Consider the following 20,325-nt stretch of genomic DNA (forward strand, 5'->3'; position numbering starts at 1 on the left):
GCCGCGCCAAACGGCTTCAGGAGGCGCTGCGTCCGCCAATCAGGTCGCGCTCGATATCCGTCGGCTGGCCAAGTCGAGCCTTGTAGACTTCGTAATTCTCCATCACCCGCTGCACGTAGTTGCGCGTCTCGGGGAAGGGGATGCGCTCGATCCAGTCGACGATCTCGTCGATCGACCTGCCGCGTGGGTCGCCGTAGCGGCCGATCCATTCCGGTACCCGCTTCGGCCCGGCATTATAGGCGATGAAGGTGAGGATATAGGAGCCGCCGAAGGCCTCGATCTGCTCGCCGAGATAATGCGCGCCAAGCGTTGCGTTGTAGCCGGCATCGGCCGTCAGCTTGTCTTTCGAAAAGGTGATGTTGTGGCGCTTGGCCACTGCCTGGGCCGTGCCGGGCAGTAGCTGCAGCAGACCGCGCGCATTCGCTGCCGAAACGGCGGCGGGGTTGAAGGCGCTTTCCTGCCGGGCGATGGCATAGGCGAGCGCCTTGCCGGAGCCTGATATATTGGCATTCGCCGGGATCACGCCGACGGGAAAGGCAAGCGCTGCGACGTCGATGCCGCGGCCATAGGCGATCTTGCCGATCTGCAGCGACAGATGGTGATTGCCCGATTGCTCGGCCTGTGCGGCGAGGACCGCTAGTTCACCCGGGCTCTGCAGCTGGTCGGCAAGCGCGAGATAGAGACTGTCGGCCCGCCATCCGTGACCTGCCGCCTCGAGCCGGCTGATCGCCTGCACGGCTTCGCGGGCCTGGAAGCGCTGGCGGTCGGCCGTGCTCGGCGCCGGATAGGTGACATTGAGCGTCTTCCGTCCCAGCTTTTCTGCCGCGAGCTGGCCGTAGAAGGTGCCGGGAAAATTCGCGGCCTTGCCGTAGAATTCGCCTGAACTGCCGGGGCCGCCGGCCTCGGCTGCCCGCCCGAGCCAATACCAGGCGCGGGACACCGAGATCGGTCCGTTCGACGTCGCCAGAATCTTGCGGAAATGTCTTTCCGCCGTTGTCGGGTCCTGCAGGCCGCGAAGCGCATACCATCCGGCATGGAACTCGGCCTCGACGATATCTGTCGGGCTGGTTGCCGCGGAGTTTGCGACGATGCGGTAGGCCGGCTTGAATTGTCCCTGATCGACGAGACCGCGGCTGACGATCCGCTGCTCGTTCCACCATTCTGCTGAGTTGACGAGTTCTCCCGGCTCACGCGGCATCTTCTCCAGGAGCGCCGCCGCTTCCGCATATTTATCCTGCTTGCGCAGATATTCGATCTTCGCAAACAGCAGGCCGGCATCGCCGCGCCATTTCGCCTCGACGCTATTGATGAGCGCGCCGGCGTTGGCGGCCTTGGCGTCGACCGCGGCCCAGGCCTTGTAGAGCGACTGCGCCTCGCCCATGTCGCCGAAGCGCTTGGCCTGCGCCACCCGGCCGCGATACATCAGGTAGTCCATGCGCGCCTTGTGGTCGGCTGGCGTCAGCAGGGCGGAAAACTCGAGGAGGATCTTGTCTTCGCTCGCTTTGTCGAGAGCCTCGGTGCGCCACAGCTTGCGGATATATTTTCCTGCCTGCGCCTGCTTGCCTGAGGCAATCAGCGCCCGCCCAAGAATGACGGCGCCCTGCATCGTCTCCGGCGCGGTATCGCCGAAGGCGGCAAGTACCGCTGGTGGCGCGGGGTTTTCGTCGTAGAGAGCACGTTCGGAATAGGCCCGCAGCCGCGAAAGACCGGGCCACCCCTTGAGCTCCTGCGCAGCACCGGCGATCTCATAGGAAGGAACCCCCTTCAGCCCCGACACGGCGATCGCCCAGGTGAGGATATGACGGTCGAGCGTACCCTCCGGCATCCTGTTGCGGATCGACAGAGCCAGTTGCGGATTTTTGGCGGTAAGCGCGTCGAGGCCGGTTTTCAGATCACTGGCGACAGGTGCTGCGCCCGGATTGCGCGGGATGGCGCCGGTGGTCAGCGCCTCCGGTATCGATGTCTCGGGAACGAAGCCGATCGGCTTGATGCCGGGCGTCGGAGGGTTTTCGCCGGCAAGCGGCGACGCAACGCTGCCCCACGCGGCGGCAACGAAGCCGAAGGCGGTCAGAATCAAGACAGCTTTCTTCATCCGGGATCTCGCAACGAAAACACGCCCTACCCATTTGGCTGGAGGCATCTTAACGAAACCTTACCGTACCAGGTAAAATTCATTCACATCTGCTATCGGAATTTGCCCTAAACCGAACTCTACGCGCTTGTCGCGATGATTTCGGCGCTCTATGGTGCGCAACTCTTATTCATGGAATGCGGCCGAAGCAAGGATTTGGTCGTGAGGAGCTTTGCATGTTCAATGGGTCCATTCCCGCCCTCGTCACCCCCTTCACCGATGCCGGACTGATCGACGAAGACAGCTTCGCCGCCCATGTCGACTGGCAGATCAAGGAAGGCAGCGGCGGTCTCGTTCCGGTCGGCACGACAGGCGAATCGCCGACGCTGTCGCATGCCGAACACAAGCGGGTCGTGGAACTCTGCATCGAAGTGGCCGCAAAACGCGTTCCCGTCATGGCCGGCGCCGGTTCGAACAATACGCGTGAGGCGATCGAGCTTGCCCAGCATGCCGAAAAGGTCGGCGCCGATGCGGTGCTGGTCGTCACGCCCTATTACAACAAGCCGACGCAGAAGGGCTTGATCGCGCATTTTTCCGCGATCGCCGACGCTGTCGCCCTGCCGATCTATATCTACAATATCCCGGGCCGCTCGGTGGTCGACATGACGCCGGAAACGATGGGCGCGCTCGTCAAGGCGCACTCGAATATCGTCGGCGTCAAGGATGCGACGGGCAAGATCGAGCGTGTCTCCGAGCAGCGCATCACCTGCGGCAAGGATTTCCGGCAATTGTCCGGCGAGGACGCCACGGCGCTCGGCTTCAACGCCCATGGCGGCGTCGGCTGCATCTCGGTAACGGCCAATGTCGCCCCGCGCCTCTGCGCCGATTTTCAGGCGGCAACGCTGGCTGGCGAATACGCCCGAGCGCTGGAATATCAGGACCGGCTGATGCCGCTGCACAAGGCGATCTTCCTTGAACCCGGTCTCTGCGGCGCCAAATACGGCCTCTCCAAGCTCGGCCGCATGAGCCGCAACGTCCGCTCGCCGCTGCTGTCGACGCTGGAACCGGCAACCGAAGCAGCGATCGATGCCGCCATGCGTCATGCGGGGCTGCTCAACTGAGAAGATCGGCTGACTTCACAAGGCCGGATCGTTCCCCTACATAAAGGCAAACAATGAGGGTGCGGCCTTTCGCGCGCCTCGAAGGGAATATCGTCATGGCCCCCAAAGGCAGCCAGCGCGTGGTGAACAAGGTCGTGGCCGAAAACCGCAAGGCCCGCTTCAACTACGAGATCATCGACACCTACGAGGCAGGCCTCGTGCTGACGGGCACCGAGGTCAAGTCGCTGCGCGAAGGCAAGGCCAATATCGCCGAATCCTATGCCTCGGATGAGGGCGGCGAGATCTGGCTGATCAATTCCTACCTGCCGGAATATCTGCAGGCCAACCGCTTCAATCACGAACCGCGCCGGCGCCGCAAGCTCTTGCTGTCGGGCCGTGAAATCCATCGCCTGCGCTCTGCCGTCAACCGCGAGGGCATGACGCTGATTCCGCTGAAGATCTATTTCAACGATCGGGGTCGGGCGAAGATGGAGTTGGCGCTAGCCAAGGGCAAGAAACTGCACGACAAGCGCGAATCCGAGAAGGAGCGCGATTGGAATCGCCAGAAGAGCCGTTTGCTGAAGGATAATGGCTGACCCACCACGCCGCAGCTGATCGGCTCGCGGCGCCTTCGATCATTCCTCGAAATCGCTGGCCGGGGCGACTTCGGCCGGACGCGGCGCTCGCTCCGACGGATCGCGACCGATCTCAGCCTTCAAGGACAAGAGATCGATGAAATGATCGGCCTGGCGGCGCAGGTCGTCGGCGATCATCGGCGGCTGGGTCGCCATCGTCGAGATCACCGAGACCTTGCGGCCTCTGCGCTGGAGCGCCTCGACAAGGTTGGTGAAGTCGCCGTCGCCGGAGAAGATGACGAGGTGGTCGACGGTTTCGGATTGTTCCATGGCGTCGATCGCGAGCTCGATGTCCATGTTGCCCTTGATCTTCCGTCTGCCCATGGAATCGGTAAATTCCTTGGCGGGTTTGGTGACGACTTTGTAGCCGTTGTAATCGAGCCAGTCGATCAGGGGACGGATCGATGAGTACTCCTGATCCTCGATCAAGGCCGTATAATAATAGGCGCGCAGGAGATAGCCACGTTTCTGGAATGCTTTCAACAGCTTGCGGTAATCTATGTCGAAACCGAGGCTCTTGGATGCAGCGTAGAGGTTGGCGCCGTCGATAAAGAGTGCAATTTTTTCGCGTGGGTCAAACATCGCTTACCAATTCCTAATGAGAGAAAAAGAAATTCGCAGGGCATCAAATTTCAATAAATACAGTGACTTATTGTGATTTTTGGTTTGGTCCTTACTTTACCAACTGTTCATATAAGACAGATTTAGGGCACGATTCGTCATATTCCAAGCAACCTTCGGTAGAATTGTGACGTTCTCCATGGAAATTTAGCTCAGCCTCGGATAAAGACGAGGGAGCCGGAACGAAAAACTTGTATTTGCCCGGTTTTAATTGTATCGGGCGTGCTAATCCCGAAATGACGACCGTAAAGGACAGGCAATGGCCCGTGTCACAGTTGAAGATTGCATTGACAAGGTAGAGAACCGCTTCGAGCTGGTTCTGCTCGCCAGCCACCGCGCCCGGCTGATTTCCCAGGGTGCCTCGATCACCATCGATCGCGACAATGACAAGAATCCTGTCGTCGCCCTGCGCGAAATCGCCGACGAGACCCTTTCGCCCGACGATCTCAAGGAAGATCTGATCCATTCGCTGCAGAAGCATGTCGAAGTCGACGAGCCCGAGCCCGATCCGGCCAGCATGATCGCCGCCGGCGGTGTTGCCGCAGCCGACAGCGAGGAGCAGGACGACCTGCCGGAGACGATCACTTTCGACCAGATGTCGGAAGAAGAGCTGCTTGCCGGCATCGAAGGCCTGGTGCCGCCGGAAAAGAGCGACGATTATTAAGCGCGTCGGCCGGATCTGATCCGGAAAAGAGCGGCGATTACCAATCGTCAATCTTGCGCCTTTATTGCTTAGGCATATTATTGCCCACGTGTGCGCCAATCGTTGATTGGCGCGCTTTTATTTTTGTCGGAGTGGCTTTGGAATGATGCGGCAGTACGAGCTCGTGGAGCGGGTTCAGCAATACAAGGCCGATGCCAATGAAGCACTACTGAACAAGGCCTACGTTTACGCCATGCAGAAGCATGGCCAGCAAAAACGCGCGAGCGGCGATCCCTATATTTCCCATCCGCTCGAGGTCGCCGCCATCCTCACCGATATGCATCTCGATGAATCGACGATCGCAGTCGCCCTTCTGCACGACACGATCGAGGATACGACGGCGACGCGCGCCGAGATCGACGAACTCTTCGGCGAGGATATCGGCCGCCTGGTCGAGGGGCTGACGAAGATCAAGAAGCTCGATCTCGTCACCAAGAAGGCCAAGCAGGCGGAAAACCTGCGCAAGCTGCTGCTGGCCATTTCCGACGATGTACGCGTGCTGCTCGTCAAGCTTGCCGATCGTCTGCACAATATGCGCACCCTCGATCACATGTCGGCCGACAAGCGGGCCCGCATCTCCGAGGAGACGATGGAAATCTATGCGCCGCTCGCCGGCCGCATGGGCATGCAGGACATGCGCGAGGAACTGGAGGAGCTTTCCTTCCGGCACATGAACCCGGAGGCCTACGAAACCGTCACGAAAAGGCTGGAAGAGCTCTCCAAGCGCAACGAGGGCATCGTCAAGAAGATCGAGGCCGAATTGCGCGATCTGCTGGTCGCCAGCGGCCTGACCTCCGCCTATGTCAAGGGCCGGCAGAAGAAGCCCTATTCCGTCTTTCGCAAGATGCAGTCGAAGTCGCTGTCCTTCGAGCAGCTATCAGACGTCTACGGCTTTCGTTTGATCGTCGAGGATATTCCCTCCTGTTATCGTGCGCTCGGCATCGTCCACACGCGCTGGCGCGTCGTGCCCGGCCGCTTCAAGGACTATATCTCGACGCCCAAGCAGAACGACTACCGCTCGCTGCACACCACAATCGTCGGTCCCTCCAGCCAGCGTATCGAACTGCAGATCCGCACCAAGCGCATGCACGAAATCGCCGAATTCGGCATCGCCGCCCATACGCTCTATAAGGACGGCGCCAGCAATGCCGACGGCGACATCCTTTCGCGCGAATCCAACGCCTATTCCTGGCTGCGCCACACGATCGAGGCGCTCGCCGAGGGCGACAGCCCGGAAGAATTTCTGGAGCACACCAAGCTCGAGCTTTTCCAGGATCAGGTCTTCTGCTTCACGCCGAAGGGCAAGCTGATTGCTCTGCCGCGCGGCGCCACGCCGATCGACTTCGCCTATGCGGTGCACACCAATATCGGCGACACCACGGTCGGCGCCAAGATCAACGGCCGCATCATGCCGCTGGTGACGCGGCTGGCAAACGGCGACGAGGTCGAGATCATCCGCTCCGGCGTGCAGGTTCCGCCGGCCGCCTGGGAAGAAATCGTCGTCACCGGCAAGGCGCGCGCCGCCATCCGCCGCGCCACCCGCATGGCGATCCGCAAGCAATATGCCGGCCTCGGCCACCGCATTCTCGAGCGCACCTTCAACAGAGCCGGCAAAATCTTCTCGCGCGAGGCGATGAAGCCGGCGTTGCACCGTCTCGGCCAGAAGGATGTCGAGGATGCGATCGCCGCCGTCGGCCGCGGCGAGATGTCCTCGCTCGACGTGCTGCGCGCCGTCTATCCCGACCACCAGGACGAGCGCGTCACCATCAAGCCTTCCGGCGACGACGGCTGGTTCAACGTCCGCAGTGCCGCCGGCATGATCTTCAAGATCCCCGGCAAGACCAAGGCCGGAGCCGAGGGCGGCCATTCCGAACTCGACGCCGATGTCGATATCGGCCCGATCCGCGGTCTGTCCGGCAATGTCGACGTCAAGTTCGCCTCCACCGGCGCCGTGCCCGGCGATCGCATCGTCGGCATCATGGATCAGAGCAATGGTATCACCATCTATCCGATCCAGTCGCCAAGCCTGCAGCGTTTCGATGATCAGCCCGACCGGTGGATCGACGTCCGCTGGGACCTCGACGAGGCCAACAAGTCTCGCTTCATGGCGCGCATCATGGTGAATGGATTGAACGAGCCCGGCACGCTTGCCAAGGTCGCCCAGACGGTTGCAGGTCTTGACGTCAATATCCGCCTGCTGAACACCGTACGGGTGGCCGCCGATTTCACCGAAATGATGCTCGAGGTCGAGGTCTGGGATCTGCGTCAGCTCAACCAGCTGCTCGCCCAGATGAAGGAACTCGACTGCATCGCCACGGTCCGGCGGCTCTACGAGTAGGCTGTTGTCAAGCCGTCGCGGAGCTGACCAAGAATTGCACATTTTATGACCGTTTCAAGGTCGAAATCGCGCATCAAAGTGGCAATGTATGCGCTCAATGCATGGCTGTCTCCATGTTGCGGTGGTGGTAATTAACCTTTGTCGGGACTATCTTCTGGTCATCGAAAACGTAAACAGAAGATGAGACAAGAAATGTTTGATCCTATCAGGAAAATCGCTCGGGCACTTCGCGCGCCGACCACACAGGAACGTGAAATGGCCTATCTGAACGGCTCGTTCGATCGTATCGATCTCGAGTTTCGTCAGCGCCAGGTCGACCGCGGTCTGTTCCGCAGCCGCTAACAGCATATTTGTACTTGGATGAGTGGGGGACGTTGCGTTACGAACGCCCCTCGGCATGAAGGCGCTGCTCTGCAGAGAAAATTGAGCGGTTGCTTTTCGGGTGGTATCATTTGCCGCTCTTGTCACGGTGCTGTGCGCTGCACTAAATAGCCGCCATGTTGTTTCGCCGTCGCAAGCCTGCTGGCTTCAAGGAAAAGATGCGGGAGCTTCTATGGCCCCGAAAAGGTTTCCTTCGCCCGATCCGTTATCTGACAATGCGCATCCTGCGCCTGAGCGCTTCGCCGCATGCGGTTGCAGCCGGCGTCGCCGCGGGCGCCTTCGTCTCGTGGACGCCGTTCGTCGGCGTGCATTTCATCATGGCTTTCGTCATCAGCTATTTCCTCTCCGGCAATATGGTGGCCGCCGCCCTCGGCTGCGCCGCCTTCGGCAATCCGCTGACCTATCCCTTCATCTGGGGCATCACCTGGGAGATCGGCCATCTGCTGTTGAGCCGCGAGGATCATCTGGCGGGGCAGGCGGTGGATCTCGCCGCCCTGTTTCACAAGCTGAACTTCTCCGAATTATGGAAGCCGGTGCTGGAGCCGATGTTGATCGGCGCCATTCCACCGGCCGCCGTGACGTCCGTTGCGCTCTATGCGCTGACGTTCTACACCGTGAAGGGGTTTCAGACGCGCCGCCGCACGCGCCTGACGGAGCGGGCGCGATTGCGTCTGGCGGGGCCGGCCAGCGACATGCCGAGCGTATGAAACCCGTGCAGAATGCTTGAGCGACGGAAGGATCTGGGATGATCATCGGCATTGGCAGCGATCTGATCGACATTCGCCGTGTCGAAAAATCGATCGAGCGCTTCGGTGAGCGCTTCACCCATCGCTGTTTCACCGAGATCGAGCGCGCCCGTTCCGACCGCCGGGCAAATCGTGCCGAATCCTATGCCAAGCGTTTCGCCGCCAAGGAGGCCTGTTCCAAGGCACTCGGCACCGGCCTTGCCCAGGGTGTCTTCTGGAAGGACATGGGCGTCGTCAACCTGCCGAGCGGCAAGCCGACCATGGTTCTGTCCGGTGGGGCCGCCGTGATCCTCGAGTCGATGCTGCCCGCCGGTCACAGGGCCGCCATTCATTTGACAATAACCGATGATTATCCCTTGGCGCAGGCCTTCGTTATTATCGAGGCGTTGCCCGAGAGCCTCTGATAGTGATCTCGGGAATGTTGATCGTGACCCCGGGGGCGCTTGATCGCGACCTCTCGTCGCTTTTGATCTTGTCGCCATTGCCGCAACCGGCCGAAGCCGCTAGAGAGAAGCACATAAAGAATTGCGCCGTCGCGGCGTCTTAAAGGAATAAGACTGCGTGTCCGATAAAGTCGAAGCCAAGCCGAACGCCCTCTGGGAAAATATCAAAGTCATCATCCAGGCGCTGATTTTGGCGATGGTGATTCGAACGGTGCTGTTCCAGCCCTTTACCATCCCGTCCGGTTCGATGATGCCGACGCTGCTCGTCGGTGACTACATCTTCGTCAACAAGTTCGCTTACGGCTATTCGAAATATTCGCTGCCCTTCTCGCCGGATATCTCCAATGGACGCCTGTTCGGATCCGATCCGAAGCGCGGCGATATCGTCGTCTTCCGTTTTCCGCCGAATCCCGATATCGACTACATCAAGCGCTGCATCGGCCTGCCCGGCGACCGTATCCAGGTCACCGACGGTGTGCTCTACGTCAACGGCAAGCCGGTTCCGAAGGTGGCGGACGGCACCTTCACCTCGGATTACAAGCTAGATCCGGGTGAGGACGTGCCGGTATTCCGCGAAACGCTTGATAACGGCAAGACCTACGACACGCTCGACCAGTCTCCGGTCTCGCGCGGTGACAACACCCGTGAATTCATCGTGCCGGAAGGCCATTATTTCATGATGGGCGACAACCGCGACAATTCGCTCGACAGCCGCTTTGATGTCGGCTTCGTGCCGGCTGAAAATCTTGTCGGCCGCGCCAGCGTCATCTTCTTCTCGCTCGGCAACGACACGTCGTTCCGCGAAATCTGGAAGTGGCCGACCAACATGCGCTGGGACCGTCTTTTCAAGGTTGTTGAATGAGCAAGGCGCCGACGCTTTCCGCGGCAGACCGCGCAAAGCTTGAAAGCCTGATCGGTTATGACTTCGTCGAAAAGGCACGCCTGGATCGCGCGCTGACCCATGCCAGCGCCCGGACGGAAAAGGGCGGCAATTACGAACGGCTGGAGTTCCTCGGCGACAGGGTCCTCGGGCTCTGCATTGCCGAACTCTTGTTCCGCACCTTCGGCACGGCGGGCGAAGGCGAGCTCTCGGTTCGTCTCAACCAGCTCGTCAGCGCCGAAACCTGCGCTGCGGTCGCCGACGAACTCAACCTTCACCTTTATATCCGCACCGGCGCCGATGTGAAGAAACTGACCGGCAAGCGCATGATGAACGTGCGCGCCGATGTCGTCGAAAGTCTGATCGCGGCGATCTATCTCGACGGAGGCCTCGAGGTCGCGCGGCGCTTCATCCTGCGTTATTGGCAGGGCAGGGCGGTCAGGGCCGATGGCGCCAAGCGCGACGCCAAGACCGAGCTGCAGGAATGGTCACACGCGAAGTTTGGCGTTACGCCGATCTACCGGGTTGATGAACGCAGCGGACCGGATCATGATCCGCGCTTCAAGGTGACGGTGGAAGTTGCTGGCATAATGCCGGAAACCGGCGTAGAGCGGTCGAAGCGTGCCGCCGAACAGGTGGCGGCGACCAAGATGCTCGAGCGCGAAGGCATTTGGCAGCAATCGCCTGCCGGAAACTGACGGGACAATGACACAAGAAGAAGATATCGCGGCTGAAGCTGCTGCAGAAACCCATGGTCCGACGCATTCGGGCTTCGTCGCGCTGATCGGCCCGACCAATGCCGGCAAATCGACGCTGGTCAATCGCCTCGTCGGCGCCAAAGTCTCGATCGTCAGCCACAAGGTGCAGACGACGCGCGCGATCGTGCGCGGCATTGCCATCCACGACAATGCCCAGATCGTCTTCATGGATACCCCGGGCATCTTCAAGCCGCGCCGCCGGCTCGACCGCGCCATGGTGACCTCGGCCTGGGGCGGCGCCAAGGATGCCGATCTGATCATGCTGTTGATCGACAGCGAACGCGGCCTGCGCGGCGATGCCGAAGCCATCCTCGAAGGCCTCAAGGAAGTCCGGCAGCCGAAGATCCTGGTGCTGAACAAGATCGACCGCGTCAATCGCGAGGATCTGCTGGCGCTGGCCGCGAGCGCCAACGACAAGATCGCTTTCGAGCGCACCTTCATGATCTCGGCCGAAAACGGTTCCGGCTGCGACGACGTCATGGACTATCTGGCCGCGACGCTGCCGGAGGGGCCGTGGTACTATCCGGAAGACCAGATCTCCGATCTGCCGATGCGTCAGCTCGCCGCCGAGATCACCCGTGAGAAGCTGTTTCTGCGCCTGCACCAGGAGCTTCCCTATTCCTCGCATGTCGAAACGGAGAAGTGGGAAGAGCGCAAGGACGGCTCGGTGCGCATCGAGCAGGTGATCTATGTCGAGCGCGACAGCCAGAAGAAGATCGCGCTCGGCAAGGGCGGCGAAACCATCAAGGCGATCTCGACGGCCTCCCGCAAGGAGTTGTCGGAGATTCTCGAACAGCAGGTTCACCTCTTCCTGTTCGTCAAGGTCCGCGAGAATTGGGGCGATGATCCCGAGCGGTTCCGTGAAATGGGTCTCGATTTTCCGAAATAGCAGCGGCAAGGATTTCGTCGGGCAGGAGCCAGCCCTTTGTTTCCTTGGAAAAAAATCGCTTCGTTGCGGAACGTATCCATGGCTTTGCGCATTCCCTGCTCGCCGGTGCGTCGATGAGGGGTGGCCGGCTTCCGCGGCCGCGAGGGCAGGTATGGCATTGTCGAGACCCATCAATTCCTTCAAGACCCCTTGCGAGCTGTGTCCCTTGCGGCCCCTGCCGAACTTCAGGGAGTTCAGCCGCGACGAGCTGGAATTCGTCTCCCGCTTCAAGCGCGGAGAGCTAGCCGTCGATGCCGGTTCCACCATCCTTGTCGAGGGCGCCCACAGCGCCCATCTTTTCACCGTGCTTTCCGGTTGGGGCTTCCGCTACAAGATGCTGGAAGACGGCCGCCGCCAGATCCTGAATTACATCATGCCGGGCGACCTGATCGGCCTGCAGGGAACCATCGCCGGCGAGATGCAGCATTCCATCGAAGCGCTTTCGCCGGTTTCCCTGTGCGTTTTCGAGCGCGACAGGCTGATGACGCTCTATAACAAGCACCCCTCGCTCGCCTTCGACATCACCTGGATCGCCGCGCGCGAGGAGCGGATATTGGATGAACATCTCCTCAGCATCGGCCGCCGCACAGCACTGGAAAGAGCGGCCTATCTGCTCGCATTCCTGTTTGAGCGCGGCAGGAAGCTCGATCTTTTCAACGGTCGCAAATTCATCCCCATCACCCAGCAGCACATCGCCGACACCCTCGGGCTTTCGATCGTCCACACCAACAAAACCTTGAGGAAGCTTAGCGAAAGGAGATTGATCCGCTGGCAGGAGCGCGGCTGCGAGGTGCTGAACGGCGAGGAATTGATGGCGATCGCCGGCTGGGAAGGGCTTGGAGAGGGCAAGCGCCCCTTCATCTGAAGCATGTTGCGCAAAGGTGCGCGGTGGTTTTGCGACAGGGACATGGGCAAAGGACCAGACGCGCGAGGAGTGACTTGAAAATCGGGCTTGCGCGTCATGGCAATCCGACAAATGGCAGCATTGTTGCGTGCGGAAACGCACAGCCTGTCCATCTATGTCTTTTTTAAATGCGCATTAGCATCCGGGAAAATAAGGTCGGCCGTCGTCTTTTCCTCCGATTTGATTCTTATTGGCCGGACAGAAAAATGGTTTATTCAGAAATGGTGGCGGAATTCACCGATAGCGTGCCATGCGGGGCACCGGAGGGCAATGATGTTGGCGAAACGGCCGGGGCGCTGCGACATGCGCCCGACGAGGGGCATGGAATCATGAGCGCAAACCGTGTTCTGGTTCTTGAGGACAGTCTGATCATCGCCATGGAGGCGGAGGATATTCTGCGCCTGTCCGGCGTCGACGGCATCGATATCGTCGGCAGCCTGGAACAGGCTAGGGCGGCGATTGCTGCGGAAAGCTATGACTTCGCCCTGCTCGACGTTAATCTCGGCGAGGGCATGAGCTTCGGATTTGCCCGCCATCTTCTCGATGTCGGCATCCCCTTCGGCTTCGTCAGCGGCTATTCCGATACACGCGATTTCCCGCCCGACCTGCAGCATATACCGCTTCTGGTGAAGCCTTTCGACGAGAAGGCGATGGGCGAATTCCTGCAGAGGCTTCTTCCGGCTGCGGCTTGACCCTGCCGGACGCCGAAAGCACGCTGTAACGCTTTGAATTACTGCATGATTCCTTAATTCGATTTCGATGTCGGGAATTATACGGTAGGATGGAATCGGCAGCCGCAGGGACTTTTTTCGATGCAGTGGCAGGACCACGCGATCATTCTGGGCGTCAAGCGTCACGGTGAGACGAGCGTCATCGTCGAAGTGATGACGCGTGATCGCGGCCGCCATCTCGGCCTGGTGCGTTCCGGCCGCTCTCGCGCCATGCAGCCGGTGCTGCAGCCGGGCAATGCGGTGGAAGTCATTTGGCGTGCCCGGCTTGACGAACATCTCGGTGAGTTCCGCGTCGAGCCGGTGACGCTGCGCGCCGCGCGCCTGATGGAAACGGCGACTGCCGTCTATGGCGTCCAGGCGATGGGTGCGCTGCTGCGCCTGCTGCCGGAGCGCGACCCGCATCCGCACCTTTTCGATGCGCTGGAGGTCATCCTCGACCATCTGCACAATCCAGCCGATGCCGGCGAACTCTTCGTGCGTTTCGAACTTGCGGTGCTGAACGATCTCGGCTTCGGTCTCGACCTTGCCGAATGCGCCGCGACCGGCGCCCGTTCCGATCTCGCCTATGTCTCGCCGAAATCCGGCCGCGCCGTCAGCCGCAGCGCCGGTGCGCCGTGGGCGGACAAGATGCTGCTCCTGCCGCCCTTCCTCGGGGTCGACGGCAATCACGCGGCCGACTTCGACAGTCTTGCAGCCGCATTCCGTCTGACGGGGTTCTTCCTGCACCGCCACGTTTATGAACCGCGCGGCATGGAGGCTTCGGCAGCGCGTGACGGCTTCGTCCAGGCCGCCCTCAAGGCGCTCAATCCAGCCCTGCGGACGCTTTCCGGTCCGAACGGCGTCTCCGCCTGACTTCATTTTTTACTGCTGCAAAACATCCTCCGGATTTGGTGGTTTACCCGCCTGGGAGCCCTTCCTATGTCTTGAAGGACTGCCAACTATGGAGGAAGCTCATGCTGACCAAGACCGCATCACCGACGACGATCACGCTTTGGAACGGCCGCGAAATACCGCGCCTCGGCATGGGATGCTGGGCGATCGGCGGCCCTTTCTTCGCCGGCGACACGCCGCTTGGCTGGGGTGAGGTCAATGACGACGAATCGGTGGAAGCAATTCATCGTGCCGTCGAGCTCGGCATCCGTTTCTTCGACACCGCCTCGAACTACGGCGCCGGTCATTCGGAGGAGGTGCTCGGCCGGGCAATCGGCAATCGTGACGACATCATCGTCGCCACCAAATTCGGTTTCGCCACCGATCCCGATACGAAGCAGGCAATCGGCGCCTTCGCCGATGAGGCTTTCATCCGCCGCTCCGTCGAGACATCGCTGCGCCGTCTCAAGCGCGACCGCCTGGATCTCCTGCAGTTTCACCTTAATGATTTTCCGCTGGAACAATCGGATGCCGTCTTCGATACGCTGGAAGCGCTGCGCGCCGAAGGCAAGATCGATGCCTTCGGCTGGAGCACCGATCATCCCGATCGCGCCGCCCGCCATGCCGGGCGAAAGGGCTTTGTCTCGATCCAGCATACGATGAATGTCTTCGAGCCGGTGCCGGAGATGATCGCCGTGGTCGAGCAGAAAGGCCTGATCTCGATCAATCGCGGCCCCCTGGCCATGGGACTGTTGACCGGCAAGTTCACTGCCGACAAGGCGGTCGGCGCCAAGGATGTTCGCGGCGCTGCGCTCGACTGGATGGTCTATTTTAAAGACGGGCGCATGGCCCCGGAATTTGCCGCAAGGCTCGATGCCGTCCGCGACCTTCTCAAATCAGGCGGTCGCACGCTGACGCAGGGGGCGCTCGCCTGGTTGTGGGCAAGGTCGCCGCGCACGTTCCCCATTCCGGGCTTCCGCACCGTCGCCCAGGTGGAGGAAAATGCCGGCGCGCTGGAAAAGGGCCCGCTGTCGGCCGGGGTTATGGCGGAGATCGACGCCGCGCTCGGGCATCCGTGAGAGGTGGGGACTTCCCCACGCTCCCTCATTCCTGTGCTCGTCACAGGAATCCAGCCACCGCGCCTCTGCGCGGTGAATGACCCAATGCGAGTTTGAAGAAGACTCTCCCGCGCCCAAGGACTTGGGCGCACTGGATTCGTGTGACAGGCACAGGAATGAGGGAGGATGTGGCGGCCCTACCGCCGGTCACGAACCTTCAACGCCCATGCCTCCGGCCTTTCTTCGAGGACGCGGACCACGTCGCCGATCGTGATCCTGCCGCTGCCGCGCGGCGTGACGTTCCAGCCGAACAACGGGCCGGGCACGCGCCGGTCGGCCGACATGCGGATGCGGCCCATAGCCGGCATCGGGTTTGCCACCTCGCGTGACCCGGTCAGCTGGTCCTGCGTCGTCATGATGCAGCGCGAGCAGGGTTTGACGAGATCGAAGCGGATGCCGGCGATTTCGAGCGCCGCCCAGCGATCCTCCGGCCAGGCCTCGTCGGTGTCGATGACGATGTTCGGTCGGAAGCGCTCCATGCCGACGCTGCCCTCGCCATGGGCGGCGAGATCGTCGTTCAGCGCCCGCAGCGAACCGGTCGTCGTCACCAGGATCTGATAGCCGTCGGTAAAGCTCACGGGGGTGCCTTCGCCGGCCCATTCGGCATTCGCCGTCCGCTGTGCCTGTCCGTCGAAAAACACCAGCCGCACCTCGCGGCCGAGCCATTCGGACAGCTGGCGATTGCTCTCTGCATCGGCGACGGCAGCGCTGACGGTCGATTTCCACACGCTCACATCCATGCGGATTTCAGGCCGGGGTGGCGGCACCGATATCTCGGGCTTGCCCTGCATCAGCAGCCGGAAGGCGCCGGCCTCCGGCCGTATTTCGATCCGCGCGAGGTCCGGCAGTTCGCGCTGGGTAATGAAGTGGCCGTGCGGGTCGGTGATCATCGCCCGCCGGTCGCCGGGAAGCCCATAGGCGTCAATATCGGCGGCGGGCAGCGCAATGGCCCGAGCGCTCTTGAGCGGGTAGATGAAGAGGTCGCTGACACGCATGCTGCCGTGCTCCTAAATTTCGTCCATGAATGCCGAGAGAAAATCACGCAGACTTTTGTCACGCGCGGCCGCCAGCCGGCGGCCGGTCTCGGTCTGGAACCCTTCCGCCAGTTTGAACAGCTTCGTCTGGAAATGGTCAATGGCATAACGCTTGTCGTCGAGGGGACGGTTCGTTGCCGCCGGGTCGAACGGATCATAGAGCCCGGATCCCATTCGCCCGCCGATATAGAAGCAGCGTGCGGCGCCGACCATGCCGATCGCGTCCAGCCGGTCGGCATCCTGCAGGATCTTCGCCTCGATTGTCCGAGGCGTCACCCCGGCGGAGAAACTGTGAGCGGTGATGGCGTGGCCGACGGCGCCGATATCCGCTGCACTCCAGCCGAGTTCGGCCAGGATTACTGAGGCCTTTTCCGCCGCCAGCGCCGATGCTTTGGCCCGCAAGGGCGAATTCTTCTCAACCGCGACGCAGTCGTGCAGCAGCACCGCAGCAGCGAGGATGCGTCCATCTCCGCCTTCGCCCGCATGGATGCGCATGGCGTTTCTGAAGACGCGCAGGATATGGGCGAGATCGTGTGAGCCGTCGTCGCCTTCGGTTGCGTGCGCAATCAGCGCCGCTGCGAGCGTCTCATGAGGGGAGAAGGCTTCGGCCTTGAACATTGCGCCACCTGTTATTGGGAAATTTGTCCATAGAGCACCGAAAGCGGATGCGGTTTCCGGGAAGTGGCCCGGCTACGAAGAGTTGCAGAACACAAAACCGGTGTAGCGGCTTGCCATGCGAGTCGCAATCATGAGGAGCTCAGCGCTGTCCTCAGGAGAAGTCCGTCGCACCGTCGCTCTTCGGCGGTATGGAGAGAAGGTGCGGCACGTCTCGAGCGGGGCGCGGCGGACTGATGTGATAGCCCTGGATCTCGTCGCATTCCTCGCATTCGAGCAGCGCCAGCTGGGCGGCCGTCTCGACGCCTTCGACAGTGACGCGCATGCCGAGCGCATCGCCGAGCAGGATGATTGCGCGCATGATCGCATACGCTTCCTTATTGTCGACGATGTCATTGACGAAGGATTTGTCGATCTTGATCTTGTCGAAGGGAAAGCTCGAGAGATAGCTCAGAGAGGAGTATCCGGTTCCGAAGTCGTCCATCGAGATGCGGATACCGCGCTCCTTCAGTGCGTGCAGGATCGGCAGCACCTCGCTAAGGTTCTCCATCAGCACGCTCTCGGTGATTTCGAGTTCGAGCCGTGACGGCGATAGCGCAGCGGCGGCAAGCGCTTCGCTGACATCCTGCGTCAGATCGCTGCTGCTGAACTGGATCGCCGAAACATTGACCGCCACCTTGATTCCTTCCGGCCATTGCGCCGCATCGCTGCAGGCCCGGCGCAAAACCCAGCGGCCAATATCGACGACGAGCCCGACCTCCTCGGCAAGCGGGATGAAATCCATCGGCGATACGCGGCCGCGGATCGGGTGGTTCCAGCGGATCAGCGCTTCGAAACCACAGATCCGCCGCTTGGAAAGGTCGTAGAGCGGCTGGTAGTGTAGCTCGAATTCTTCGTTTTCGACGGCGGCGCGAAGATCTGCCTCGAGAGCATGGCGCAACTGCATCTGCGCATCCATCTCGCGGGTGAAAAAGCGCTCGCCCTTGCGGCCGTCGGCTTTGGCATGCAACAGCGCCACGCCGGCATTTTTCAAAAGGATATCCGTTTCTTCGCCATCCCTGGGAGCGATTGCGATGCCCATGGAGACGCTGAGCTCCACCCTTTTTTCGCCGTGCAGGAATGGTTCGGAAAGCGCGCGGCGGATCCGGTCGGCCAAGGCCGTCACATTCCAGGGCTGCTGCTTACCCGCCTGCAGGATGGCGAATTCGTCTGAGCCGAGTCGCGCCAGAGTATTTTCCGAGCCGGCCGAGGCTCGGATGCGCTCGGCGACCTGCTGCAGGATCTTGTCGCCAACCGACACCCCGATCGTATTATTGATCGATTTGAAGCGGTCGAGATTGAGGTGGACGAGGGCAATCTGCTCGTCCGGCTTGCGTTCCGCAAGCGTGGCATCGACCTGCTCGCGGAAATAGATGCGATTGGGAAGATCCGTCAGGAGGTCGTGATGGGCGAGATAGGCGATACGCTCTGCTGCCTTTCGATCCTCCGTCACGTCGGCATGGATGGCGATGTTGCTGCCGTCGGAGAGGATCTTCACCACGCTTTGAATAATGCGGCCGTCATTCATCAGCCATTCGCGCCGGCGGATGCTGCTGCTCCCCGCCTTGGCGGAGGCACGTCGGCCGGTTCGCCGGCCGCTGGGTGAGACGGCGCTCTCGCTGCCGCGCATTTTTCCAATAAGCTCGGTAATCGTTGCGCCCGCCGCGATATCCTCCGGAGTCAGCCCGAAGAGCTGGTGGAAGCGGCTATTGTAGAGTGTCAGCCGCTGGTCGGCGTCGAAGACGCTGAGGCCGAGCGGCAGGTTGTTGAGGACGATCTCGAAGAGTTTTTTCTGTCCGTCGAACGCCTGGCTGAGGGCCGAAAGATTGCCTCTCAGAGACTGGTTTTCCTTCAGCAGCGTTTCCGCGCCTTGTTCGATTGCGTCATAGTCGCTTTCATGGCCGCGATAGGTTGCGATCACCAGCTCCATCAGACGCTGCGCGTCGATGGATCCGTCGGCCATGACAGCCTCTGTGCATTGCCGCCAGAAGAGCGCTTCAGCTTTCATGGGAAGCGTCTTGGAGAACGGCCACGGCAAAAACCGCCCGCCATTGACGTACGTGCCTCAAAATATCGGCCATGGGACCCTCAAAGACAAACATGGATTCTACAAACGTCTGGTGGCAATGCCGCAGATTATTCTGGAGTCGCCGGATTAATATTCGGTTGCAGTGCAGCAGGCGTACACGCGGCCCGGGACGGGCGTTTTTATATCAAAAACCGCTGAAATATCGCGGAGGCTGCCGGCGAAGAGCCGGTTTGGCTGCCATCCGTTAATGGCTGTCAATCTTCATTAATGAGAAGTTAACAACTTATTGACGCACTGCGCAAATCAGTTTAACCACCGAGTCACTCGTTATCTTTCGCTCTCGTATTGCGTACAAACACCACCGGCAAAAGGCGGTGAATGGAGGTTTGTATGACCCAAACTACATCCGTTTCAGATACTTCATACGCATATCTTGCCACACTTTCGCGGCTCGATTCCAATGGTGACGGCGTGCTCAGCCGCGGCGAACGTGCCGCCGACGACAAGCCCGGTATCATCAAGCAGCTGCTGGAAGACGACGCGGCCGGCGATACACAGCCGAAATTTTCCGGCAGCCTGATTGCGCTGATGATGGACACGCGCGACACCGCCACGACGAGCAGCATCGCCGTTCCCTATCCATTGCAGCAGACCGCGCCTGCCACCGGCGATCAAGGCGATGATCTTTACCGCAACACCTACGGCCAGTTCGATTTTGACGCCGTCGCCTGACGGTGTCTAGAACCAGATGATCAGCAAGCCGGCCCGTTGGTCGGCTTTTTCGTTGGATGGTCCGCAGAGGAACACCTTCCGGGCTGGCACGTTCAGAAGGACAACCGGAGGGAAGGAGATCTCCATGAAAGCCATGCGCATCATCGCAGCCGTGAGCCTGCTTGCGATTGCCTTGCCGGCGGGCGCTCAGGACAAGCAGACCGCGGTCGCCAATTTCGTCGGCAAGGACGGCAAGGAGACCGGCCGCGCCCAGCTGACCGCCGCTGCCAATGGCGGCGTGCTGATCGAAGTGGAGATATCGGGGCTGCCGGCGAATAAATGGGTGGCCTTTCATGTTCACGAGACCGGTCGCTGCGATGCGGCAACGCATCACGAATCGGCAGGCGGTCATTTCAACCCGAGCTCGGCCGAGCACGGGATTCTGGCGGCCAAGGGACCCCATCCCGGCGATATGCCCAATCAATATGTCGGACAGGACGGCGTGTTGAGAGCCCAGATATTCGGCGGCATGGTGACGCTCGACGGCAAGAAGGACGGCATCCGCGGCCGCGCATTGATGGTGCATGCCAATTCGGACGATTATCGCAGCCAGCCCTCCGGGGACGCCGGGGAGAGACTTGCCTGCGGCGTTGTTCAATAGGCCGACGAC

General features: G+C 60.9%; 22 protein-coding genes. 17 read left to right on the forward strand and 5 right to left on the reverse strand.

Annotation, left to right across the window (positions count from 1 at the left end):
• Positions 1-16: 16 nt before the first annotated feature.
• Positions 17-2,092 carry a lytic transglycosylase domain-containing protein gene (locus EFR00_RS11135; protein ID WP_077993143.1) on the reverse strand — a complete coding sequence of 692 codons (2,076 nt, stop codon included), beginning with the start codon at positions 2,090-2,092 and terminating at the stop codon, positions 17-19.
• A gap of 215 nt (positions 2,093-2,307) precedes the next feature.
• Here EFR00_RS11135 and dapA point away from each other — a divergent pair, with 215 nt between their 5' ends.
• Both dapA and smpB read left to right on the forward strand, forming a co-directional pair.
• Complete coding sequence (gene dapA, locus EFR00_RS11140; protein WP_038687913.1) at positions 2,308-3,192, forward strand: 4-hydroxy-tetrahydrodipicolinate synthase; 885 nt, start codon at positions 2,308-2,310, stop codon at positions 3,190-3,192.
• 95 nt (positions 3,193-3,287) lie between these two features.
• Positions 3,288-3,767 (forward strand): SsrA-binding protein SmpB, encoded by a 480-nt coding sequence (gene smpB, locus EFR00_RS11145; RefSeq protein WP_038692393.1) that lies wholly within the window; start codon positions 3,288-3,290, stop codon positions 3,765-3,767.
• A gap of 39 nt (positions 3,768-3,806) precedes the next feature.
• Here smpB and EFR00_RS11150 read toward each other — a convergent pair whose 3' ends face one another.
• Positions 3,807-4,388 (reverse strand): LabA-like NYN domain-containing protein, encoded by a 582-nt coding sequence (locus EFR00_RS11150; protein WP_038687915.1) that lies wholly within the window; start codon positions 4,386-4,388, stop codon positions 3,807-3,809.
• A gap of 298 nt (positions 4,389-4,686) precedes the next feature.
• Between EFR00_RS11150 and rpoZ the strand changes: the two genes are divergently transcribed.
• From rpoZ to EFR00_RS11210, 12 genes are all read left to right on the forward strand, one after another.
• On the forward strand, positions 4,687-5,091 hold the full coding sequence (gene rpoZ / locus EFR00_RS11155) for a DNA-directed RNA polymerase subunit omega (RefSeq protein ID WP_003574261.1): 405 nt from the start codon (positions 4,687-4,689) through the stop codon (positions 5,089-5,091).
• A gap of 142 nt (positions 5,092-5,233) precedes the next feature.
• Complete coding sequence (locus tag EFR00_RS11160) at positions 5,234-7,468, forward strand: RelA/SpoT family protein (RefSeq protein ID WP_038687917.1); 2,235 nt, start codon at positions 5,234-5,236, stop codon at positions 7,466-7,468.
• Positions 7,469-7,660: 192 nt separating this feature from the next.
• Positions 7,661-7,810 (forward strand): DUF3563 family protein, encoded by a 150-nt coding sequence (locus EFR00_RS11165; protein WP_004675049.1) that lies wholly within the window; start codon positions 7,661-7,663, stop codon positions 7,808-7,810.
• A gap of 155 nt (positions 7,811-7,965) precedes the next feature.
• Positions 7,966-8,556, forward strand: a complete 591-nt coding sequence (locus EFR00_RS11170) for a DUF2062 domain-containing protein (protein WP_077993144.1) — start codon at positions 7,966-7,968, stop codon at positions 8,554-8,556.
• 38 nt (positions 8,557-8,594) lie between these two features.
• Positions 8,595-8,999, forward strand: coding sequence for a holo-ACP synthase (acpS, locus tag EFR00_RS11175; protein WP_004675052.1), 405 nt, complete (start codon positions 8,595-8,597; stop codon positions 8,997-8,999).
• 157 nt (positions 9,000-9,156) lie between these two features.
• Positions 9,157-9,900 carry a signal peptidase I gene (lepB, locus tag EFR00_RS11180; protein WP_038687925.1) on the forward strand — a complete coding sequence of 248 codons (744 nt, stop codon included), beginning with the start codon at positions 9,157-9,159 and terminating at the stop codon, positions 9,898-9,900.
• Positions 9,897-10,616 carry a ribonuclease III gene (rnc, locus tag EFR00_RS11185; protein ID WP_077993146.1) on the forward strand — a complete coding sequence of 240 codons (720 nt, stop codon included), beginning with the start codon at positions 9,897-9,899 and terminating at the stop codon, positions 10,614-10,616. The genes lepB and rnc overlap by 4 nt, the downstream gene beginning before the upstream one ends.
• A gap of 7 nt (positions 10,617-10,623) precedes the next feature.
• The gene (gene era, locus EFR00_RS11190; RefSeq protein WP_009995497.1) at positions 10,624-11,565 is read left to right on the forward strand and encodes a GTPase Era; all 942 of its coding nucleotides are present in this window, start codon (positions 10,624-10,626) and stop codon (positions 11,563-11,565) included.
• A gap of 151 nt (positions 11,566-11,716) precedes the next feature.
• Positions 11,717-12,469: a Crp/Fnr family transcriptional regulator gene (locus EFR00_RS11195; RefSeq protein ID WP_009995498.1), complete on the forward strand. Its 753-nt coding sequence runs from the start codon at positions 11,717-11,719 to the stop codon at positions 12,467-12,469.
• A 245-nt stretch (positions 12,470-12,714) separates the two neighbouring features.
• Positions 12,715-13,200: a response regulator gene (locus EFR00_RS11200; RefSeq protein WP_010049222.1), complete on the forward strand. Its 486-nt coding sequence runs from the start codon at positions 12,715-12,717 to the stop codon at positions 13,198-13,200.
• A 120-nt stretch (positions 13,201-13,320) separates the two neighbouring features.
• Positions 13,321-14,091 carry a DNA repair protein RecO gene (gene recO / locus EFR00_RS11205; RefSeq protein ID WP_009993637.1) on the forward strand — a complete coding sequence of 257 codons (771 nt, stop codon included), beginning with the start codon at positions 13,321-13,323 and terminating at the stop codon, positions 14,089-14,091.
• Positions 14,092-14,192: 101 nt separating this feature from the next.
• Positions 14,193-15,188 carry an aldo/keto reductase gene (locus EFR00_RS11210; protein WP_077993148.1) on the forward strand — a complete coding sequence of 332 codons (996 nt, stop codon included), beginning with the start codon at positions 14,193-14,195 and terminating at the stop codon, positions 15,186-15,188.
• Positions 15,189-15,364: 176 nt separating this feature from the next.
• On the opposite strand, the gene EFR00_RS11220 is transcribed toward EFR00_RS11210, so the two are convergent.
• The 3 genes from EFR00_RS11220 to EFR00_RS11230 all read right to left on the reverse strand — a co-directional run bounded on the left by EFR00_RS11220 (position 15,365) and on the right by EFR00_RS11230 (position 18,923).
• Complete coding sequence (locus EFR00_RS11220) at positions 15,365-16,222, reverse strand: MOSC domain-containing protein (protein WP_077993149.1); 858 nt, start codon at positions 16,220-16,222, stop codon at positions 15,365-15,367.
• A 12-nt stretch (positions 16,223-16,234) separates the two neighbouring features.
• A complete protein-coding gene (locus tag EFR00_RS11225; RefSeq protein WP_009994856.1) occupies positions 16,235-16,879 on the reverse strand; it encodes an HD domain-containing protein in 645 nt (214 codons plus the stop codon).
• 151 nt (positions 16,880-17,030) lie between these two features.
• Positions 17,031-18,923 (reverse strand): putative bifunctional diguanylate cyclase/phosphodiesterase, encoded by a 1,893-nt coding sequence (locus tag EFR00_RS11230; protein ID WP_077993153.1) that lies wholly within the window; start codon positions 18,921-18,923, stop codon positions 17,031-17,033.
• On the opposite strand from EFR00_RS11230, the gene EFR00_RS32990 reads away from it, so the two are divergent.
• The 3 genes from EFR00_RS32990 to EFR00_RS11240 all read left to right on the forward strand — a co-directional run bounded on the left by EFR00_RS32990 (position 18,877) and on the right by EFR00_RS11240 (position 20,316).
• Positions 18,877-19,074 (forward strand): hypothetical protein, encoded by a 198-nt coding sequence (locus EFR00_RS32990; protein WP_164519010.1) that lies wholly within the window; start codon positions 18,877-18,879, stop codon positions 19,072-19,074. The genes EFR00_RS11230 and EFR00_RS32990 overlap by 47 nt on opposite strands.
• A 248-nt stretch (positions 19,075-19,322) precedes the next feature.
• A complete protein-coding gene (locus tag EFR00_RS11235) occupies positions 19,323-19,676 on the forward strand; it encodes a hypothetical protein (RefSeq protein ID WP_183596934.1) in 354 nt (117 codons plus the stop codon).
• Between the two features lie 124 nt (positions 19,677-19,800).
• Positions 19,801-20,316: a superoxide dismutase family protein gene (locus EFR00_RS11240; RefSeq protein WP_009993229.1), complete on the forward strand. Its 516-nt coding sequence runs from the start codon at positions 19,801-19,803 to the stop codon at positions 20,314-20,316.
• Positions 20,317-20,325: the final 9 nt, after the last annotated feature.

Origin of the sequence: Rhizobium sophoriradicis, from assembly GCF_003939025.1 — a bacterium.
Lineage (GTDB): Bacteria > Pseudomonadota > Alphaproteobacteria > Rhizobiales > Rhizobiaceae > Rhizobium > Rhizobium sophoriradicis.

Excerpts from the sequence above, each read along its gene's own strand:
- EFR00_RS11195 (WP_009995498.1), top strand. The coding sequence starts at position 11,717 with ATGGCATTGTCGAGACCCATCAATTCCTTCAAGACCCCTTGCGAGCTG.
- EFR00_RS11240 (WP_009993229.1), top strand. The coding sequence starts at position 19,801 with ATGAAAGCCATGCGCATCATCGCAGCCGTGAGCCTGCTTGCGATTGCC.
- EFR00_RS11200 (WP_010049222.1), top strand. The coding sequence starts at position 12,715 with ATGGTTTATTCAGAAATGGTGGCGGAATTCACCGATAGCGTGCCATGC.
- EFR00_RS11210 (WP_077993148.1), top strand. The coding sequence starts at position 14,193 with ATGCTGACCAAGACCGCATCACCGACGACGATCACGCTTTGGAACGGC.
- recO (WP_009993637.1), top strand. The coding sequence starts at position 13,321 with ATGCAGTGGCAGGACCACGCGATCATTCTGGGCGTCAAGCGTCACGGT.
- rpoZ (WP_003574261.1), top strand. The coding sequence starts at position 4,687 with ATGGCCCGTGTCACAGTTGAAGATTGCATTGACAAGGTAGAGAACCGC.
- dapA (WP_038687913.1), top strand. The coding sequence starts at position 2,308 with ATGTTCAATGGGTCCATTCCCGCCCTCGTCACCCCCTTCACCGATGCC.
- EFR00_RS11235 (WP_183596934.1), top strand. The coding sequence starts at position 19,323 with ATGGAGGTTTGTATGACCCAAACTACATCCGTTTCAGATACTTCATAC.
- acpS (WP_004675052.1), top strand. The coding sequence starts at position 8,595 with ATGATCATCGGCATTGGCAGCGATCTGATCGACATTCGCCGTGTCGAA.
- era (WP_009995497.1), top strand. The coding sequence starts at position 10,624 with ATGACACAAGAAGAAGATATCGCGGCTGAAGCTGCTGCAGAAACCCAT.
- EFR00_RS11160 (WP_038687917.1), top strand. The coding sequence starts at position 5,234 with ATGATGCGGCAGTACGAGCTCGTGGAGCGGGTTCAGCAATACAAGGCC.
- EFR00_RS32990 (WP_164519010.1), top strand. The coding sequence starts at position 18,877 with ATGACAGCCTCTGTGCATTGCCGCCAGAAGAGCGCTTCAGCTTTCATG.
- EFR00_RS11220 (WP_077993149.1), bottom strand. The coding sequence starts at position 16,222 with ATGCGTGTCAGCGACCTCTTCATCTACCCGCTCAAGAGCGCTCGGGCC.
- EFR00_RS11225 (WP_009994856.1), bottom strand. The coding sequence starts at position 16,879 with ATGTTCAAGGCCGAAGCCTTCTCCCCTCATGAGACGCTCGCAGCGGCG.
- smpB (WP_038692393.1), top strand. The coding sequence starts at position 3,288 with ATGGCCCCCAAAGGCAGCCAGCGCGTGGTGAACAAGGTCGTGGCCGAA.
- EFR00_RS11165 (WP_004675049.1), top strand. The coding sequence starts at position 7,661 with ATGTTTGATCCTATCAGGAAAATCGCTCGGGCACTTCGCGCGCCGACC.
- EFR00_RS11135 (WP_077993143.1), bottom strand. The coding sequence starts at position 2,092 with ATGAAGAAAGCTGTCTTGATTCTGACCGCCTTCGGCTTCGTTGCCGCC.
- EFR00_RS11150 (WP_038687915.1), bottom strand. The coding sequence starts at position 4,388 with ATGTTTGACCCACGCGAAAAAATTGCACTCTTTATCGACGGCGCCAAC.
- EFR00_RS11170 (WP_077993144.1), top strand. The coding sequence starts at position 7,966 with ATGTTGTTTCGCCGTCGCAAGCCTGCTGGCTTCAAGGAAAAGATGCGG.
- EFR00_RS11230 (WP_077993153.1), bottom strand. The coding sequence starts at position 18,923 with ATGAAAGCTGAAGCGCTCTTCTGGCGGCAATGCACAGAGGCTGTCATG.
- rnc (WP_077993146.1), top strand. The coding sequence starts at position 9,897 with ATGAGCAAGGCGCCGACGCTTTCCGCGGCAGACCGCGCAAAGCTTGAA.